The sequence below is a fragment of the Nocardioides sp. zg-1230 genome (genome assembly GCF_013155335.1).
Classification (GTDB): domain Bacteria; phylum Actinomycetota; class Actinomycetes; order Propionibacteriales; family Nocardioidaceae; genus Nocardioides.
In genome coordinates, this window is record NZ_JABJQZ010000004.1 from 297,023 (window position 1) to 315,775 (window position 18,753).

The 18,753-nt window shown below is 71.8% G+C and carries 16 protein-coding genes; 12 read left to right on the plus strand and 4 right to left on the minus strand.

All coding sequences use genetic code 11. The features are described 5' to 3' along the window. Positions 1–18 precede the first annotated feature (18 nt). The 5 genes from HOO61_RS13310 (at position 19) to HOO61_RS13330 (ending at position 4,726) form a co-directional block, all read left to right on the plus strand. Positions 19–1,365, plus strand: a complete 1,347-nt coding sequence (locus tag HOO61_RS13310; protein ID WP_172259190.1) for an RIP metalloprotease — start codon at positions 19–21, stop codon at positions 1,363–1,365. Between the two features lie 160 nt (positions 1,366–1,525). Next, positions 1,526–2,677, plus strand: coding sequence for a flavodoxin-dependent (E)-4-hydroxy-3-methylbut-2-enyl-diphosphate synthase (ispG, locus tag HOO61_RS13315; RefSeq protein WP_172259191.1), 1,152 nt, complete (start codon positions 1,526–1,528; stop codon positions 2,675–2,677). Between the two features lie 59 nt (positions 2,678–2,736). Beyond that, on the plus strand, positions 2,737–3,588 hold the full coding sequence (locus tag HOO61_RS13320) for a GNAT family N-acetyltransferase (RefSeq protein WP_172259192.1): 852 nt from the start codon (positions 2,737–2,739) through the stop codon (positions 3,586–3,588). A gap of 89 nt (positions 3,589–3,677) precedes the next feature. After that, on the plus strand, positions 3,678–4,271 hold the full coding sequence (locus tag HOO61_RS13325; RefSeq protein WP_216658895.1) for an RNA polymerase sigma factor: 594 nt from the start codon (positions 3,678–3,680) through the stop codon (positions 4,269–4,271). After that, a complete protein-coding gene (locus HOO61_RS13330; RefSeq protein ID WP_172259194.1) occupies positions 4,268–4,726 on the plus strand; it encodes a hypothetical protein in 459 nt (152 codons plus the stop codon). The genes HOO61_RS13325 and HOO61_RS13330 overlap by 4 nt, the downstream gene beginning before the upstream one ends. Positions 4,727–4,748: 22 nt before the next feature. Here the strand turns inward: HOO61_RS13330 and HOO61_RS13335 are convergent, their stop codons facing one another. Continuing rightward, complete coding sequence (locus tag HOO61_RS13335; protein ID WP_172259195.1) at positions 4,749–6,023, minus strand: S8/S53 family peptidase; 1,275 nt, start codon at positions 6,021–6,023, stop codon at positions 4,749–4,751. Between the two features lie 79 nt (positions 6,024–6,102). On the opposite strand from HOO61_RS13335, the gene HOO61_RS24900 reads away from it, so the two are divergent. Then, positions 6,103–8,688, plus strand: a complete 2,586-nt coding sequence (locus HOO61_RS24900; RefSeq protein ID WP_172259196.1) for a CHAT domain-containing protein — start codon at positions 6,103–6,105, stop codon at positions 8,686–8,688. A 225-nt stretch (positions 8,689–8,913) separates the two neighbouring features. On the opposite strand, the gene HOO61_RS13345 is transcribed toward HOO61_RS24900, so the two are convergent. Beyond that, positions 8,914–9,888 (minus strand): hypothetical protein, encoded by a 975-nt coding sequence (locus HOO61_RS13345; RefSeq protein WP_172259197.1) that lies wholly within the window; start codon positions 9,886–9,888, stop codon positions 8,914–8,916. 120 nt (positions 9,889–10,008) lie between these two features. Here HOO61_RS13345 and HOO61_RS13350 point away from each other — a divergent pair, with 120 nt between their 5' ends. Both HOO61_RS13350 and HOO61_RS13355 read left to right on the plus strand, forming a co-directional pair. Continuing rightward, positions 10,009–11,787: a proline--tRNA ligase gene (locus HOO61_RS13350; protein ID WP_253942391.1), complete on the plus strand. Its 1,779-nt coding sequence runs from the start codon at positions 10,009–10,011 to the stop codon at positions 11,785–11,787. Beyond that, the gene (locus HOO61_RS13355; RefSeq protein ID WP_172259198.1) at positions 11,784–12,497 is read left to right on the plus strand and encodes an HAD family hydrolase; all 714 of its coding nucleotides are present in this window, start codon (positions 11,784–11,786) and stop codon (positions 12,495–12,497) included. The genes HOO61_RS13350 and HOO61_RS13355 overlap by 4 nt, the downstream gene beginning before the upstream one ends. 275 nt (positions 12,498–12,772) lie before the next feature. Here HOO61_RS13355 and HOO61_RS13360 read toward each other — a convergent pair whose 3' ends face one another. Continuing rightward, the gene (locus tag HOO61_RS13360; protein ID WP_172259199.1) at positions 12,773–13,207 is read right to left on the minus strand and encodes a ferritin-like domain-containing protein; all 435 of its coding nucleotides are present in this window, start codon (positions 13,205–13,207) and stop codon (positions 12,773–12,775) included. After that, positions 13,204–13,728: a hypothetical protein gene (locus HOO61_RS24905; protein ID WP_172259200.1), complete on the minus strand. Its 525-nt coding sequence runs from the start codon at positions 13,726–13,728 to the stop codon at positions 13,204–13,206. The genes HOO61_RS13360 and HOO61_RS24905 overlap by 4 nt, the downstream gene beginning before the upstream one ends. A 116-nt stretch (positions 13,729–13,844) precedes the next feature. Between HOO61_RS24905 and rimP the strand changes: the two genes are divergently transcribed. From rimP to infB, 4 genes are all read left to right on the plus strand, one after another. Further along, on the plus strand, positions 13,845–14,351 hold the full coding sequence (gene rimP / locus HOO61_RS13370) for a ribosome maturation factor RimP (RefSeq protein WP_172259201.1): 507 nt from the start codon (positions 13,845–13,847) through the stop codon (positions 14,349–14,351). Further along, a complete protein-coding gene (nusA, locus tag HOO61_RS13375) occupies positions 14,351–15,334 on the plus strand; it encodes a transcription termination factor NusA (protein WP_172259202.1) in 984 nt (327 codons plus the stop codon). The genes rimP and nusA overlap by 1 nt, the downstream gene beginning before the upstream one ends. 101 nt (positions 15,335–15,435) lie before the next feature. Continuing rightward, a complete protein-coding gene (locus HOO61_RS13380; RefSeq protein WP_367650207.1) occupies positions 15,436–15,732 on the plus strand; it encodes a YlxR family protein in 297 nt (98 codons plus the stop codon). 97 nt (positions 15,733–15,829) lie between these two features. After that, on the plus strand, positions 15,830–18,640 hold the full coding sequence (gene infB, locus HOO61_RS13385; RefSeq protein ID WP_172259204.1) for a translation initiation factor IF-2: 2,811 nt from the start codon (positions 15,830–15,832) through the stop codon (positions 18,638–18,640). Positions 18,641–18,753 lie beyond the last annotated feature (113 nt).

Here is an 18,753-nt window from a genome sequence, read left to right on the forward strand (position 1 = left end):
AGAAGGACCCCCACGCACATGTCCGCCCTGCTCTACACCCTGGGTGTCGTCGCCTTCGTCGTCGCGATCCTCGTCTCGATCGGGCTGCACGAGTTCGGGCACCTGGTGCCGGCCAAGAAGTTCGGCTGCAAGGTGCCGCAGTGGTTCATCGGCTTCGGCCCCACCGTGTGGAGCAAGCAGATCGGCGACACCGAGTACGGCGTGAAGGCGATCCCGCTCGGCGGCTACGTCAAGATCGTCGGGATGCTGCCTCCGGGCGCGGAGGACCTCGTCGAGGAGACGACGTACGACGAGGACGGCGAGGCGGTGCACAAGGTGCGCCGCTCCAACACGGGCATGTTCACCCAGCTGATCTCCGACGCCCGCGCCGCCGAGTGGGAGTACGTCAAGCAGCACGACACCGACCGGCTCTTCTACCGCCTCGCGTGGTGGAAGAAGGTGATCGTGATGGCGGGCGGGCCGATGGTCAACATCGCCATCGCCTTCGGGCTCTTCACGCTGCTCTTCGCCACCTACGGCAACCCGCGCGACGAGGTCGTCGAGCCGGTCGTGGCCGCCGTGCCCGAGTGCGTGGTCCCGGTGGAGGACCAGGGCCGGGCCTGCACCGCCGACGACCCGCCCACGCCCGCCAAGGAGGCGGGGATCCGCCCCGGCGACGAGATCCTCAGCTTCAACGGCACGCCCTTCCGTGACTGGGACAGCTTCCAGTCGCAGATCCGCGCCAACGCCGACGGCGACGCCGTCATCGAGGTCAGGCGCGGCGACGAGCAGCTGACGCTGACCACCAACACGACCGTCACGCTGCGCCAGACGTCGATCGAGGACCGCACGCTCACCGAGGTCGGCTTCCTCGGCGTGCAGCCCGAGACCCACCTCGAGACCGGCGGCGTGCTCTACACCACGCAACAGATGGGGACGATGACCGTCGAGACGGTCAAGGCGCTCGGCCAGCTGCCCGTCAAGGTCTACGAGGTCGGCCGCGCCATCGTCGGGCTGCAGGAGCGCGACCCCGAGAGCCCCGTGTCCATCGTTGGTGGCGGACGCTTCGCCGGCGAGGCGGCGTCGGCCGAGTCCTTCCCGGTCATCGACAAGATCGTCACGCTGCTGTTCCTCATCGCGAGCTTCAACTTCTTCATCGGCATGTTCAACTTCGTGCCGCTGCTGCCGCTCGACGGCGGCCACATCGCGGGCGCCCTCTACGAGGGCCTCAAGCGCGGCCTCGCCCGGCTCCTCGGGCGTCCCGACCCCGGGCACGTCGACGTCGCCAAGCTGCTCCCGGTGGCGTACGTCGTCGGGCTTGCGATGCTGGTGATGGGCGTGGTGCTCATCGTCGCCGACATCGTCGTACCCCTGCGCCTGAGCTGACCCGACCAGCCCGCGGCTGTGCGGGTGGTCCACACCACTGGGCGATCGCCGGACACGGGCTGCCCGCTGTGGAATCGTGCGACGGGTGCCGCTGCCCGGGCGTGCGCGGGAGGCGTGCCCGAGCAGCGGCGTCCTGCTGCCCGGCCCGTACGATGGCGCCATGACTTCCGTCGGCCTGGGCATGCCTGCCCTCCCGCCCCCCGTCCTGGCTCCCCGCCGCAAGACCCGCCAGATCAAGGTGGGGTCCGTGGGTGTCGGCAGCGACTCGCCGATCTCGGTCCAGTCGATGACCACCACGCTGACCTCCGACGTGAACTCGACCCTCCAGCAGATCGCCGAGCTCACCGCCACGGGGTGCGACATCGTGCGCGTGGCGTGCCCCAGCCAGGACGACGCCGACGCGCTGCCGGAGATCGCGCAGCACTCGCAGATCCCCGTGATCGCCGACATCCACTTCCAGCCGAAGTACGTCTTCGCCGCCATCGACGCCGGCTGCGCGGCCGTCCGGGTCAACCCCGGCAACATCCGCAAGTTCGACGACCAGGTGAAGGAGATCGCCCGGGCCGCCAAGGACCGCGGCACCTCGATCCGGATCGGCGTGAACGCCGGCTCGCTCGACAAGCGCATCCTCGACAAGTACGGCAAGGCCACGCCCGAGGCGCTCGTCGAGTCCGCGGTGTGGGAGGCCAGCCTCTTCGAGGAGCACGACTTCCACGACTTCAAGATCTCGGTCAAGCACAACGACCCCGTCGTGATGGTGCGGGCCTACGAGCTGCTCGCCGAGGCCGGTGACTGGCCGCTGCACCTCGGCGTGACCGAGGCCGGCCCGGCCTTCCAGGGCACCATCAAGTCCGCCGTCGCCTTCGGCCACCTGCTCAGCCAGGGCATCGGCGACACCATCCGCGTCTCGCTCTCCGCGCCCCCGGTCGAGGAGGTCAAGGTCGGCCTCCAGATCCTGGAGTCACTCAACCTCAAGCCGCGCCGGCTCGAGATCGTCTCCTGCCCGTCCTGCGGTCGTGCCCAGGTCGACGTCTACAAGCTCGCCGAGGAGGTCACCGCCGGCCTCGACGGCCTCGAGGTGCCGCTGCGCGTGGCCGTGATGGGCTGTGTCGTCAACGGGCCGGGCGAGGCGCGCGAGGCCGACCTCGGCGTCGCCTCCGGCAACGGCAAGGGCCAGATCTTCGTCAAGGGCGAGGTCATCAAGACCGTCCCCGAGTCGCAGATCGTGGAGACCCTCATCGAGGAGGCCATGCGCATCGCCGAGGGGATGGAGCCGGTTGACGGCGCTGAGGCGACCGTCAGCGTCTCCTGACAGCCCCACCGGGTGGGACCGCTGGTCCCGCGCCCTTGCGCACCCCTAGGCTCACGAAGGTGCTGAGGACCCGCGAGCAGGTGCGCGTGCTGGGCCCGGAAGACCGGGACGCGTTCATCGCGCTCGCGGAGCAGGACCCGGTCGTCAACGTCTTCGCCGACTACCGCGCGCGCCTCACCAACCTCGACGAGCGGTGGCTCGGGGGACAGGTGTGGGGGCGCTTCGAGGGCGACCGGCTCGTCGCGGGGTGCCACCTGGGGGCCAACCTGGTCCCGGTGCAGTGCACTCCCGACGACGTGGGCGCGTTCGCCGACGTGGCGCTGCGCCGTCGCAACACGGTCGGCACCATCGTGGGCCCCGCCGACGTGGTGGCCGCGCTCTGGGAGATGATCGAGCCGCGCTGGGCCCGACCCCGCGAGTTCCGCCCCGACCAGCCGCACCTGGAGATGAGGCGGGTCCCGACGATCGCCGCGGACCCCCGCGTCCGGGTCACCACGCCTCGTGACCTCGACGTGCTCTACCCCGCGTGCGTGGCGATGTACACCGAGGAGGTCGGTGTCTCGCCCGAGAACGACGCCGGTGGGGGAGACCTCTACCGCGCGCGGATCCAGCAGCTCATCGGTCGCGGCTGGTCGATGGCGAGCTTCGACGACCAGGGGGTGGTCTTCAAGGCCGAGGTCGCCTGCGTCACGCCGTACGCCGCCCAGGTGCAGGGCGTGTGGGTCCGCTCCGACCGCAGGGGCGAGGGTCTCTCCACCAGCGGCATGGCGGCGGTGGTCTCGCACGTCATCTCCACCGGCCTGGCCCCGGTCGTCTCGCTCTACGTGAACGAGTGGAACACCCCCGCGCGGGCGGCGTACGCACGGGTCGGTTTCGAGCAGACCGCGACCTTCGCGACGCTGATGTTCTAGGCCGCACGACGGCGGTGAAAAACATTTGTCCGTCGTGTATCACACAGGGGTGTACGCGCACCTGAGCTGACATGGGGACAATGGTCACCATGTCAGAGGACCGAAGGACTGAGGGGCAGTCCGAGCAGTCACCGTGGGACATGGCCAGTGGGGCGTTCATCGCCTGGCGTTCGGGGGACGCCAAGGCGATGGACGAGCTGGTTGCCACGATGACGCCGATCCTGTGGCACGTGGTGCGGGCCTACGGGCACGACCGCCAGAGCGCCGAGGACGTGATCCAGGCGACCTGGCTCGGTTTCGTACGCCTCCACCGGACCATCGAGGACCCACAGGCGGTCGCGTCCTGGCTGATCACCTCAGCCAGGCGCGGCGCCGCCGCACATGCCCGGGCCGCGCGACGTGCGACCCCGGTGCAGGACGAGACGCTGCACGCCGCCCTCCCTGACGCGGAGTCGGCCGAGGCGCTCGCCGTGCTCGACGACGAGGCGTCACGGCTGTGGGGAGCCGTGGCCTCCGTCGACGAGCGCTGCCGCAAGCTGCTGAGAGTCGTGGCCTTCATGGATCGCCCCGACTACCAGTCGATCAGCCGGGACCTCGACATGCCGGTCGGGAGCATCGGCCCCACAAGGGCCCGGTGCCTGGCGAAGGTCCGGACCGCCCTGATGAAAGGAGGCGAGCGATGACTGATGGGGACGCCGCTCTCCTCGGAGACCTACGTGACATGTGGATGACCTACGACCCGCCGCCGCCCGGCCTCGTCGCGACGATGATCGCCGCCGTCGCTGCCGCCGACCTCGACGCGGAGTGGGAGATGCTCACCCTGGTCCGCGACTCGCGTGACGAGCCCGCCGCCCAGGTGAGGGGGCTCGCCACGTCGCGGATCCTCTACTTCACCGCCGCCGAGGGCTGGTCGCTCGACGCCGAGCTCGACGAGGGGCAGGTGCGCGGACAGCTGCTCGACTTCGACGGTGACATGGGGGCCGTCGAGGTCGTGGTGGAGACCACAGACGGGCAGAGCTGGGCCACCGGCCTCGACGAGGTGGGGTTCTTCGTCCTCACCGCCGAGCCGACCGGGTCGGTCCGCTTCACGGTGCGTGACGGCGACCGGTCGGCGACCAGCCGCTGGATCGAGCTCTGAACCAGTTCTCCGGAGCCACCCCTCACACGTAGGGGCGGCGCAGCTCCTTGACCGGCCCGATGGTCGGGTCGGAGTCGCGGACAGCGCGCTTCAGCACCGCCGTGCGGGCGTCCGCGGCGCTCACGCCGTGCTCGCTGATCTCGCGGGCGATCAGGCCGGCCACGAGCGGGGCCGCGAACGACGTCCCGCTCCACCGCGCCATCCCGGTGCCGAAGACCCGGACGTCGCCCTTGTTCGGGGTCTCGTGGCACGTGAAGGTCCCGTCGGGGAACGCGTTGACGTGGTTGCGGCCGACGACGTAGACGTCGGCCGACACGCCGAAGTTCGAGAAGGACGAGACCCGCTCGTCGCGGTCGAGCGACCCGACGCCGACGCACCAGTCGAAGGCGGCCGGCCAGAAGGGGGCGGCCCACGAGTCGTTGCCCGCCGCGGCCACCATGACGCAGTCGCTGCCCTTGAGGAGGTCCCTGTAGAACGCAGCGAACGCCTTGGAGGGGCGGTCGCGCCACGTGCGGCACCCGGCCGACAGGTTGATGACCTGCGGGTCGTGGGTCATCGCCTCCTCGAGCTGGAGCAGCATCTCCGACTCCAGGATGCCGCCGCCGCCGACGCCGTCGACCGCGAAGCCCTCGACGAAGATCCGGGTGCGCGGGGCGGCGCAGCGCACGACACCGGCGATGAAGGTGCCGTGGCCGGCGTAGGGCCGCAGGTGGGCGCCGTTGTTCTCGTCGTCCCCGTCGACCCCCTTCAGCCACGGCGTGCGGGGATCGGTGGCTGCGGGCGGGTGCCATCCGGTGTCCACGACGACGACGCTGACCTCGTCGCCCTTCTCCTGCGGCTCGATCGGTGGCCACGGATCGGTGAGGCCGGTCTCCTCGGGCTCGACGGCCGGGCACGCCGCCCCGCCACCTCCGCCCGGGGAGACGTGCACCCAGTGGTCAGGGGACGCGGCTCCGTCGGGCAGCCCAGCCTCCTCCAGCAGGTCGAGCACCTCCGGCACCGTCTCGCCCCCCTGACGCGTCGGCAGGACGTAGCGCACGAGGGCTCCGTCGAGCAGGCGGACGTCGTCGCGCCGCGGCGGCTCGGACAGGACGCCCTTGTCGAGGCGTGCCACCGCCTCCTCGAACACGTCGACGTCCTCGGCGTCCACCAGCAGGTGGTCGGGGTGGAAGAGGAACGTGAAGTCCGCCGGAGCCTCGGTGTCCCAGTGGACCTGTCCCTCGTTGGCCCTGCGGAGGTGCCGCAGCTGGTCGGTGGTGCGTCGTCGTCGGTCGTCGCCGATCTTCCAGTCGCTCATGCACCGACGCTAGCGGCGTGCGCGTCTCGGGCCGAGAGGTTTCGGAGAGTTTTCGACGTCGATCCGCGAGGATGGATGGGTGGATCGGGACGAGGCGGAGGAGCTGCTCCGCAACCTCTTCTCCGATCCGCAGTCGGCGCGCCGGATGGCGCAGGAGCTCCTCGTGCACGACCCTGACCCGGCGCTCGCCTCCATCGGGCACCAGGTCGTGGGCATCGTGCTGCGCGAGGTCGGCGACATCGACGGCGCGCTGGGCGAGCTGCGCGCGGCCCGGCGGCTGGCCCGGCACTCCGGCGACCCCGACCGCGCCGCCGAGGTCATGGCGACGCTGGGCACCACCTTGTGCGTGGTCGGTCGCATGCGCGACGGCCTGCGATACCTGGACGAGGCGTCGACCATGCTCGACGGCGTACCGCTCGCGCGGGTGCTCCACCGGCGGGCCTACGTCCTCGGCCACCTGCTCGCCCGGTTCGAGGAGAGTGCCGCAGACCTGAGGAGGGCCCGCGAGCTGTTCGCCGGATCCGGCGACCAGGTGTGGGAGGCGCGCGTGCTCAACCTCCAGGCCCTGGTCGAGGTCAAGCTCGGTGACGTCGGGTCCGCGGCGGACGGGTTCGCTCGCTTCGGCGAGATCTCCGCCTCCCTCGGCGACATGTACGGCGTGGCCGTCGCCGAGCACAACACCGGCTGGCTGGCCTTCGTGCGCGGCGACCTGCCGCGCGCGCTCCAGCAGTACGCCGCAGCGGCCGCGCTCTTCGACTCCCTCGGCGTGACGAGCGTCGACCTCGTCCTCGACCAGGTGGCTGCCTATCTGGCCGGCGGGCTCGCCCAGGACGCCCGCGCCGTCGTCGAGTCCGCCCTTGCCGCCCGGCCTCTCCAGCCGCGCGAGGAGGCGGACCTGCTCGTGGCGGTTGCGGGCGCGGCCCTCGCTGCCGGCGACCTGGACCGCGCCGCGGCGGCCGCCGACCAGGGTTCGTCGCTCCTGCGCGCACAGTCGCGGCACGTCCACCGGATGGATGCCGACCTCCTCTCGATCACCGCGCGTGACCGGGCCGGCGGCCGTGGCAGGCCCTTGCTCACCCGGGTGCAGCGCGTCGTCGACGGCATGCGCGAGGCCAGGGCGCCCCAGCTGCCGCATGCTCTCCTCGTCGGGGCAGGTCTAGCGAGCCGTGTCCGGTCCGAGCGCGCCGCGACGCTCGCGTCGGACTGGCTGGCCGAGGCTGCGTCCTACCGTCGTGCCACCACGGGTTCCGAGCGGGCCCTCGGCTGGTTGGCGCAGGCGCGGGCGCGCGACCTGGCCGGCGACCGGGGCGGTGTGCTGCGTGCGTGCGAGCTCGGCCTGCGCGCGCTGGACGAGCAGCAGGCGACGCTGGGCAGCCAGGAGCTGCGGGCCGGGTCCGCCGGTCACGGTGCTGCCCTGGCGGAGCTCGGCACGCGGACCGCGATGGCCGGCAGAGACGCTCGACAGCTGCTGCGATGGTCCGAGCGGTGGCGGGCCACGGCCCTCTCGACGCCCCTCCGGAGCGCTCGCCCCGACGAGGCGATCGCGGCCGACCTGGCTGCCCTCCGGGCCCAACGCCAACGCCTCGACCAGGCCCGCTCTGAAGGAGCGCCAGCCGATGCGCTCGAGGCGCGCGCGACGCGGCTCGAGCAGCAGGTCCGCCGGCGGCTCCTGCAGCAGCGGGGGTCGGGAGAGGCGGCGGCGGCCCTCGACGTGGGCGCGCTCCTCGACGCGCTCGCCGAGGACGACACCGTGCTCGTCGAGCTGACCGAGCTCGACGGCGTGCTGCACGCGATCGTGGCCGGCCGCGGGCGTGTACGTCGTCGGGTGGTCGGCGATGCCGCGGCAGCCGCCGCCGCCGTGGACTTCGCGCTGTTCACCCTCCGCCAGGCCGCGCGCGGAAGACGGGCGCAGCTGGACGTCGCCGGATCGCGGCTCGAGCGAGCCCTGCTGGGGAGTGCGCTCGCCGGGGTGAAGGGCGGGCACGTCGTCATCTGTGCCCCGGCTGCGTTGCAGAGCGTCCCATGGGGGTTGCTCCCGTCGCTGGCGCACCGACCGGTGACCAGCACGCCGTCGGCGCGGCTGTGGCTGCGGGCACGGGACTCCAGACCGGTCGACGACCGGCGGGTGATGCTCGTCGGCCCGGGTCTCGGGAGCGGCGGCGCCGAGGTCCCGGCCGTGGCGGCCGACGACCCGCATGCCCAGGTGCTCGACGGCGGGGAGGCGACGGTCGCGGCCGCTCTTGCCGCGCTGGACGGGGCCGCGCTCGCGCACGTGGCCGCGCACGGTCACTTCCGTGAGGACAGCCCGCTGTTCTCCTCGCTCACCATGGCCGACGGCCCCCTGCTCGTGCACGACCTCCAGGGCCTCGAGCGACCGCCGCACCGGGTCGTGCTGTCGGCCTGCGAGTCGGGCGTCATGCAGCCGGTCGGCGACCAGGAGCTTCTCGGCCTGGCGGCCGCGCTGTTGTCCATGGGAACCGCCGGCGTCGTCTCGAGCCTCGCCGAGGTCGACGATGCCGCCACCGTCGAGGTGATGGTCGCGCTCCACGCCCGGCTGCGCCAGGGCGGCGGGCTCGGCGACGCGATGCTCGCCGCCCGCGAGGCGGCGGCCGGCGATCCCGTGCTCGCCGCTACCGCCGCGTCGTTCACCGTCCTGGGGACCTGAGGGTCACGCGCCGCGCCCGCCGATGGTGGCGGCACATCGCACGCGGAGGGCCGCTGGACGTGCGATCTGCCGCCACCATCGGGTTCGTGCGAGCAGAGGTGGCGGCACATCGCGGGCGGAGCGCCGTCGTACCTGCAACCTGCCGCCACCCCGGGAGAGGCCGCCGCCCACGGTGGCGGCGTACGACATCAGTTTCGCGCGCCCGGATGTCGTACGTCGCCAGGATCAGGGCGTGCGGACCTTCACCGGGTCCGTCGCGTTCTCGCAGGCGCCGAGCGTGCAGCGCACGGTCGCGGACTTCCGCTTCCCGTTCACGTCGAGGAGCACGGTGCCCGGCGACTCCCACCCCCAGCTGCCGAACCAGTTGGTGGTGTACGTCGCCAGCCGGGTGCCGTCGACCTCGCGCAGGTGGATCTCGCCGGGGCCGAGGCCGTCGGTCAGGATGTGGAAGGTGAGGATCTCCGTGCCGTCGGGGGAGATGGCGGCGACCCTGTCCCGGCACGACCTCCAGACGGTCACCTTGGGACGGCTCAGTCGCGCGAGTCGCATGCATCCACCGAGGTAGGGGTCCTTGGTGTAGGTGACGAGCAGGTCGTGCTCGATGCTCGCGGTGCCGGTGATCTTCCGCGTGAGGGGGCGGCGCACCTCGTCGCGCGCGTAGTTCCACCAGAAGGTCCGCGTGGCGGTGCGAACCAGCACCTTCGCGCCGTCGGCCGCAACCACCTCGGGCCAGTGGCGGAACGCCCGCGACCCGGCCACCGCGCCGGTGATCGGTGACCACACCGTGACGGCGGCGCGTGACCTGCCGGTGTCGGGGACACCGAGCAGGGCGCTGCCGTCCTCGCTCACCTGCACGATGGCCGGGTCGATGTCGCGCAGGACGGTGCGGACGGTGCCGTCCGGCGTGAGGTGGACGACCCGACCTCCGCGCTGCTCGCCGACGCGGTTGGTGCGGTGGGTGCCCACCATCCAGCCGCCGTGCGACCGGCCGATGATCCGGGCCTCGGTACCGGGCAGCTCGATGCGCTGCGCGCCGTCGACGAACACGCCGCCCTCGACGTGCGGGATCGCGATGTCCGCGCCACGCGTCAGCTGCTGCGGCTGGAGCTCGACGGTGGGTGCGGCGGCCTGGGCGGGCACGGTGAGCGCGGCTGCTGCGGAGAAGACGGTGAGGAGCGTGAGGGCGAGCGAGCGACGCATGATGGTCCCCCCTGTGAAGTGCTGTCGTCGAGGAGACGTCGCGGGCCCGCCACAGGTTGCCTGAGACTCTGGACGAATCTGGTTCGCGACGCCTGCGACCCCACCCCTATCGTTGCGCCCATGACCGGCCGCATCCTCCGCATGTCGACCCTGTTCGTGCGCACCCTGCGCGACGACCCCAACGACGCCGAGGTGCCGAGCCACAGGCTGCTCGTCCGCGCCGGCTACATCCGCCGCGCCGCACCCGGCATCTACACGTGGCTCCCGCTCGGCCTCCGGGTGCTGCGCAAGATCGAGGACATCATCCGCCAGGAGATGGACGACATGGGCGCCCAGGAGCTGTCGTTCCCGGCGCTGCTCCCCAAGGAGCCCTACGAGTCGACCGGCCGTTGGGCCGACTACGGCCCCAACATCTTCCGGCTGCAGGACCGCAAGGGCGGTGACTACCTCCTCGGCCCCACCCACGAGGAGATGTTCACCCTCGTCGTGAAGGACCTCTACTCGTCCTACAAGGACCTGCCGCTCTCGATCTACCAGATCCAGACCAAGTACCGCGACGAGGCGCGGCCCCGCGCCGGCCTGCTGCGCGGGCGTGAGTTCGTGATGAAGGACTCCTACTCCTTCGACGTCGACGACGCCGGGCTGGAGGTGTCCTACCAGAAGCACCGCGACGCCTACATCCGCATCTTCGACCGGCTCGGCTTCGAGTACGTCATCGTCAAGGCGACGTCGGGCGCCATGGGCGGCTCGGCGAGCGAGGAGTTCCTCGCCAAGGCCGAGGTCGGCGAGGACACTTACGTGCGCTGCACGCACTGCGACTACGCCGCCAACGTCGAGGCCGTCACCGTGCCCGCCCCGCCCGCGGTGCCGTACGACGACGCTCCCGCCGCGCACGCCGAGGACACCCCCGACACCCCGACGATCGACACCCTGGTCGACCACCTCAACGCGGCCTACCCGCGCGACGACCGTCCGTGGGCCGCCGGCGACACCCTCAAGAACGTGATGGTCGTGCTCAAGCACCCCGACGGCACCCGCGAGCCCCTCGCGATCGGCGTGCCCGGCGACCGCGACGTCGACCAGAAGCGTCTCGAGGGCCAGCTCGAGCCCATCGAGGTCGAGGCCATGGACGAGGCCGAGTTCGCGAAGCACCCGGCACTGGTCAAGGGCTACATCGGTCCCGAGGTCCTCGGTGAGGAGTCGAAATCCGGCATCCGGTTCCTCGTCGACCCGCGCGTCGTCGAGGGCACCCGCTGGGTCACCGGTGCCAACGTGCCGGGCTCCCACGTGCTCGACCTCGTCGTCGGACGCGACTTCACGCCCGACGGCACCATCGAGGCCGCCGACGTGCGCGACGGCGATTCCTGCCCCAACTGCAGCGAGGGCACCCTGGAGTCCGCCCGCGGTGTCGAGATGGGCCACATCTTCCAGCTCGGCCGCAAGTACGCCGACGCGCTGGGGCTCAAGGTGCTCGACGAGAACGGCAAGCTCGTCACCGTCACGATGGGCTCCTACGGCATCGGCCCCTCGCGGGCCGTGGCCGCGATCGCCGAGGGCACGCTCGACGACATCGGCCTGTGCTGGCCGCGCAACGTCGCCCCCGCCGACGTACACATCGTTGCCGCGGGCAAGGACGAGGCGGTCTTCTCCGCAGCCGAGGTGCTCGCCCAGGACCTCAAGGCCGCCGGCGTCGAGGTGCTCCTCGACGACCGCACCGGCAAGGTCAGCCCGGGCGTGAAGTTCAAGGACGCGGAGCTGATCGGGGTGCCCACGATCGTCACCGTCGGCCGCGGCCTGGCCGACGGCAACGTCGAGGTCCGCGACCGCCGCACGGGTGAGCGCGAGGACGTCGCCGTCGGCTCCGCGGTTGCCCGGATCACCGAGATCGTCCGGTCGTGATCGAGGCAGTCATCTTCGACTGGGGCGGCACGCTGACCCGGTGGCACGACGTGGACTTCCACGCCGAGTCCCTGGCGCTCGCGGAGGCCGTCCGTCGTACGCCCTCGCCCGACGACGACCACCACGCCCACGCCGAGCGCCTGCACCGCGCGGGCGACGTCGTGTGGGGGCGCAGCCGCGACCACCAGCAGAGCGCCACCATCGCCGACCTCTTCGCCGAGGCGGGGCTCGACCACGACCCCGACCTGCTGAGCGCGTACTACGAGTTCTGGGAGCCGCACACGCTGACCGATCCGGAGGTGAGGCCGATGTGGGAGGAGCTGCGCGCGTCGGGGATCAAGGTCGGCGTGCTGTCCAACACCGTGTGGCCGCGTGAGTGGCACGTGGGCTTCTTCGAGCGCGACGGGGTGTACGACCTCGTCGACGGGGACGTCTACACCAGCGAGGTCCCGTGGACGAAGCCGTCCCCGCTCGCCTTCGGCGCCGCGATGGAGGCCGTCGGGGTGAGCGACCCGGCCGCCTGCGTCTACGTGGGGGACCGGCTGTACGACGACGTCTGGGGCGCCCACAACGCCGGGCTGCGGGCGATCCACGTCCCGCACAGCACGATCCCGGTCAACCAGGTCGGGCACACCGAGGGCGAGCCGGACGCGACGGTCACTTCGCTGAGTGAGATCCCCGCCGTCGTACGGCGTCTCGACGCCACCTGACGGGCCGGTCGGAGGGGTCCTGAGCGTGGGACTTCTGCAACTTCGTGCGTTGCAGGAACATGCAAGCGGATCCTGCTTTCGGATCTGCCGGATCGAATGCATGATTGTGCATGTCGCTCCACCACCCCCACAGGTTGGGCGACACAGGGTGATGCTGACCAACCCCACGGAGCGGTCCGCGTCCTCGGCCTTTGGGAGAGATCTCGGGACTTTCCCAAGGGTTGAGGCCGCGGGCCGCTCTTCCTGTGTCCGGGCCTTTGTCCTCGCAGCGTGCGTCAGGGACCGTCGAGCTCGGGCGCGCCCGGCCACGTCTCGGCCGTCCCCCCCAGCTGGAGCTGCCACATGGCCGACCACGTCGCCTCGGTGAGCGCCCACTCGCGCACCGAGCCGCTCGACCGGGCGACGAGCGCGAGGAGCACCTCCACGCTCCCGGCCTCGATGTCTGCCGCCGCTCGCTCGATCTGCGCGGGGCGGAGCAGTGGGCCGTCGAGGTCGTAGACCACCTCGGCGGCGACCGGGTCACCGCCGGCGTCGCGCACCATGAGCCGGAGCTGGTCGCGGCGGGCCCGGTGGCGGCGGTAGCCGGCCGTCAGGGTCTCGAGGAGCGCCGGCGAGGTCGCCTGTGACGTCCGTGCGCCGAGCACGCCGTAGGTGTAGAGCGCGGCGTGCTCGTCGGCCAGCGTCTCCTGGAGGGCGTCGAGGACGGTCACGTGACCTCCCCGGCGGCGGAGACGCCGGGCGGAGCGGCGAGCACCGCCCCGTGCTGGGCGGTGGAGGCGGCGATGCTGGCCAGCACCCGGGCGAGGTCGCCGCTGGCCGCGCCGACGCAGCCGCGGCGCACCTCGCGCAGCAGGCGCTGCTCCGAGCGACGTACGACGGTCAGCGCGCGGGCCCGGTCGCCCGCGATCGTGGGCGGCGCCGGGGCGGGGACGTCGGTGTCGGCGACCGCGCCGGCGAGCACCTCGAGGTGGGCGGCGTGCGACGTCGCGACCGGCTCGAGGACCGGCGTCAGCCCGGGAACCGCCAGCGTCGCCGCCTCCACCACCGACCGGGCCCGGACCAGCTCCGCGACGACCGCGGCCACGAGCTCGGAGTCCTCCGGCGGGGGCGGCGTCGGGTCCGCGGAACCGTCGTCGCGAGCCGGCGGGTCGATGTCGCAGGCGGCCGCCGCGAGCGGGGCGAGCAGCGCCGCGCCCACCGTCGTACGACGGGTCAGCGGGCGTCCGGGCACCCCCGAACCCTATCCGCCCCGCGAGCCGGTCCGGACCGGCCACGGGTGTTTGTCGCGGCCCACCCGAAGGCGGCTATCGTGGTCCTCGGACAACTACACAAGGAGGTCGCAACCCGATGAGCACCCCCCACCAGGACGCCACCCGGGACCGCATCGAGGCGGAGCTGGTCGACCCCTTGCGAGCGATGGCGCTCGACGTCGAGGCCGTCGAGGTGACGCCCGCCGGCAAGCGCCGGGTGCTGCGCGTCGCGGTCGACAAGGACGGCGGCGTCACCCTCGACGACGTCGCCGACGCGACGCGCGAGGTGTCGCGCGTGCTCGACGAGTCCGACGTCATGGGCGAGATGCCCTACACGCTCGAGGTCACCTCGCGCGGCGTCGACCGGCCCCTCACCCTGCCGCGCCACTGGCGCCGCAACGCTGACCGCCTCGTCAAGGTCACGCTCACCGACGGGTCGAGCCTCACCGGCCGGATCCTGTCCTCCACCGAGGAGTCGGTGACCCTGGACGTCTCCGGCAAGCAGCGCGAGGTCGCCTACGCCGACGTGGCCAAGGCGCTCGTGCAGATCGAGTTCAACCGCAAGACCGACAAGGCCGGGACGACCGGCGAGAAGGACGACTGATGGACATCGACCTGAGCATCCTGCGCATGCTGGAGCGGGAGAAGGAGATCTCCTTCGAGGTGCTGGCCGAGGCCATCGAGCAGGCCCTGCTCACCGCCTACCAGCGCGCGACCGAGTCCTCGCGCCCCGCGCGGGTCGAGCTGGACCGCAAGACCGGCCACGTCACCGTCTGGGCACGCGAGCTCGACGAGGACGGCACGGCCGGCCCGGAGTACGACGACACCCCCCAGGGGTTCGGCCGGATCGCGGCGACGACCGCCAAGCAGGTCATGCTGCAGCGGCTGCGCGACGCCGAGGACGAGAAGACGTTCGGTGAGTTCTCCGGCAAGGAGGGCGACATCATCTCGGGCACGATCCAGCAGGGCCGCAACCCCGACGACGTCATGGTCGACCTGGGCAAGCTCGAGGCCATCCTGCCGATCAGCGAGCGGGTGCCGGGGGAGAAGTACGTCCACGGCGAGCGCATCAAGTGCCTCGTGACGTCGGTCCGCAAGGGCATGCGCGGTCCCCAGGTCACCCTGTCCCGGTCCCACCCGACGCTGGTCAAGAAGCTCTTCGCGCTCGAGGTGCCCGAGATCGCCGACGGCACCGTCGAGGTCGCCGCCATCGCCCGCGAGGCCGGTCACCGCACCAAGATCGCGGTGCACTCGACCGTCCCCGGCGTCAACGCCAAGGGCGCGTGCATCGGTCCGATGGGCCAGCGGGTGCGCAACGTGATGAGCGAGCTGCACGGCGAGAAGATCGACATCGTCGACTGGGCCGAGGACCCGGCCGAGCTCGTGGCCCACGCCCTCTCCCCGGCCCGGGTCACGGCAGTCGAGATCGTCGACCTGGCCGCCCGCTCGTGCCGCGTCGTCGTGCCCGACTTCCAGCTCTCGCTCGCGATCGGCAAGGAGGGGCAGAACGCCCGCCTCGCCGCTCGCCTCACCGGCTGGCGCATCGACATCCGCTCCGATGAAGCTCCCGCCCCCGGCGCGGGCTGAGGCGAAGCGCCCAGTTCGTAAACCACTGGCCGCACCGGCTAGAGTGGAGGTCAGTGGCCACCACGTCTGACAACCCTGCGCCCGGACCCGTCCGGACCTGTGTGGGTTGCCGGACGAAGGCCGCTGCGAGCGAGTTGCTGCGTGTGGTCGCAGGCTCGGACGCCGAGGGCAGACCCGCCCTGGTGCCCGATCCGGACCGCCGGGCACCCGGCCGCGGGGCGCACGTCCACCCCACGCCCGAGTGTTGGCAGCTCGCGGTGCGACGCCGAGCGTTTCCCCGAGCACTCCGCTCGGGGGTCTCGCTCGCCGGCGCGCCGGTGGAGGACTACCTCGCCTCGCTGCACCACTTTTCCGATCCACAGCACGACCGACCAGAAACTGGAGCACGCAGCTCATGAGCACTCGATGAGTAACTCGTAATGAGTGTGCACACCCACTAGCTGTTCCGTTTCCCCTCCTTCTGGGGTCACGGACCAGAAGGAGTAGTAACCAACCGTGGCAAAGACCCGAGTCCACGAACTCGCCAAGGAGTTCGGAGTCGAGAGCAAGTTCGTTCTCGAGAAGCTCAAGGAGATGGGGGAGTTCGTCAAGTCGGCATCGTCGACTGTCGAGCCGCCCGTCGAGATGCGCTTCAAGAAGCAGTACGGCGACGAGCTGAAGGCCGCAGCGGCCTCGGCGCCCGCCGAGACCGCTGCGCCGGCCGAGAAGTCGGCCGCCAAGAAGGCCGCGCCCAAGCCCGGCCCCAAGCCCGCACCGGCACCCGCCGCCACCGAGGCCCCTGAGGCCCCGGCCGAGGCACCCGCCGTCGAGGCCCCGGCTGAGGCGCCCGTCGCCGAGACCGCGGCTCCGGCTGCCGAGCCGGCAGCGCCCGCCGCCAAGCCCGGCCCGAAGCCCGGCCCGAAGGCACCTGCCGCCGAGCCCAAGGCCCCGCCGGCCGAGCCCGAGGCGCCTGCTGCCCCGGCCGCGAAGGCCCCGAGCCCGGCACCTCGCCCCGTCGGTCGCCCCGGCGCACCGCGTCCGGGCAACAACCCGTTCGCCCCCAGCCAGGGCATGGGGCAGCGCCCCGCCCCGCGCACCTCGAGCGGCGACGACAACCGCCCGCCGCGTCCGCCGGCCGGCGGCGAGGGACGTCCCGGCATGCCGCGTCCCAACCCGGCGATGATGCCCAAGTCCCCGGCCGCCTTCGGCAACGGTCCGGGCGCGCGTCCGGCCCGTGGTGGCCCCGGTGGCGGTCCCGGCCGTCCGGGTGCCCCCGGTCGCGGCGGTGCCCCGGGTCGTCCCGGTGCCGGTGCCCCCGGTGGCGCTCCCGGTCGTCCCGGCGGCTTCGGCCCGTCCGGTGGCGGTCGTCCCGGTGGCGGTCGTCCCGGCCAGCGCGGCCAGACCCAGGGTGCGTTCGGTCGCCCCGGTGGTCCGTCGCGCCGCGGTCGCAAGTCGAAGCGGGCACGTCGTCAGGAGTTCGAGGCGATGGACGCCCCGACCCTGGGTGGCGTGCGCGTCCGCAAGGGCAACGGAGAGACGGTCCGGCTGCCTCGTGGTGCGTCGCTGACCGACTTCGCCGAGAAGATCAACGTCGACGCGGCCGCCCTGGTCCAGATGCTGTTCTCGCTCGGCGAGATGGTCACCTCGACCCAGTCGGTCGGTGACGAGACGTTCGAGCTGCTCGCCGAGGAGCTCAACTACGTCGTCCAGATCGTCTCCCCGGAGGACGAGGACCGCGAGCTGCTCGAGACGTTCGACCTCGAGTTCGGTGCCGACGAGGGCGACGAGGCCGACCTGGTCGTCCGTCCGCCGGTCGTCACGGTCATGGGTCACGTCGACCACGGAAAGACCAAGCTCCTCGACGCGCTGCGTGACGCCAACGTGGTCGACAAGGAGGCCGGTGGCATCACCCAGCACATCGGTGCCTACCAGGTCCACACCGAGGTCGAGGGCGAGGACCGTCGCATCACCCTGATCGACACCCCCGGTCACGAGGCGTTCACCGCCATGCGTGCCCGTGGTGCCCAGGCCACCGACATCGCGATCCTCGTGGTCGCGGCCGACGACGGCGTGATGCCGCAGACGGTCGAGGCGCTCAACCACGCGAAGGCCGCCGAGGTCCCGATCGTGGTCGCGGTCAACAAGATCGACAAGCCCGAGGCCGACTCCACCAAGGTCCGCGGCCAGCTCACCGAGTACGGCCTGATCCCCGAGGAGTACGGCGGCGACGCGATGTTCGTCGACGTCTCGGCCAAGGCCGGGCTCAACCTCGACAAGCTGCTCGAGGCCGTCGTCCTCACCGCCGACGCCTCGCTCGACCTGCGGGCCAACCCCGACCAGGACGCCCAGGGCCTCGTGGTCGAGGCGCACCTCGACCGCGGTCGCGGTCCGGTCGCCACGGTCCTGGTCCAGCGCGGAACCCTGCGCGTGGGCGACTCGATCGTCGCCGGTCCGGCCCACGGCCGCGTCCGCGCGATGCTCGACGAGCACGGCAACGAGATCACCGAGGCCGACCCGTCGCGTCCGGCGATGGTGCTGGGTCTCTCGGCGGTGCCGGGTGCGGGCCAGAACTTCATCGTGGTCGAGGACGACCGCATGGCCCGCCAGATCGCCGAGAAGCGCGAGGCACGTGAGCGGGCGGCCATGCAGGCCAAGCGTCGCGTGCGCCGCAGCCTCGAGGACTTCATGGCCTCCATGGAGAAGGGGGAGAGCCAGGAGCTCAACCTCATCCTCAAGGGCGACGTGTCCGGTTCGGTCGAGGCGCTCGAGGACGCGCTGTCGCAGATCGACGTGGGCGAGGAGGTCTCGCTCCGCGTGATCGACCGCGGCGTCGGTGCGATCACCGAGACCAACGTCGACCTCGCCGCCGCCTCCGACGCCATCATCATCGGCTTCAACGTCCGCCCGCAGGGCAAGGCGAGCCAGATGGCCGACAAGGAGGGTGTCGAGATCCGCTACTACTCGGTCATCTACCAGGCGATCGAGGAGATCGAGGCGGCCCTCAAGGGCATGCTCAAGCCCATCTACGAGGAGTCGACCCTCGGCCAGGCGGAGATCCGCGAGATCTTCCGCTCGTCCAAGGCCGGCAACATCGCGGGCTGCATGGTCACCTCCGGCCTCATCCGCCGCAACGCCAAGGTGCGGGTCCTGCGCGACGGAGCGGTGGTGGCCGACAACCTCGACCTCGCCTCGCTGCGCCGCGAGAAGGACGACGCGTCCGAGGTCCGCGAGGGCTTCGAGTGCGGTCTGGTGCTCCGCAACTTCCAGGACATCAAGATCGGCGATGTCGTGGAGGCCTTCGAGATGCGCGAGATCCCGCGCAGCTGATCACCGAGCGGGCACTTGCTCGCGCTGGACAGAGCCGACCGGGCGGTTCCTCGCGGTACATCGCGAGGAACCGCCCGGTCAGCGCGTGTCAGCGCGAGGAAGTGCGCGGTCCC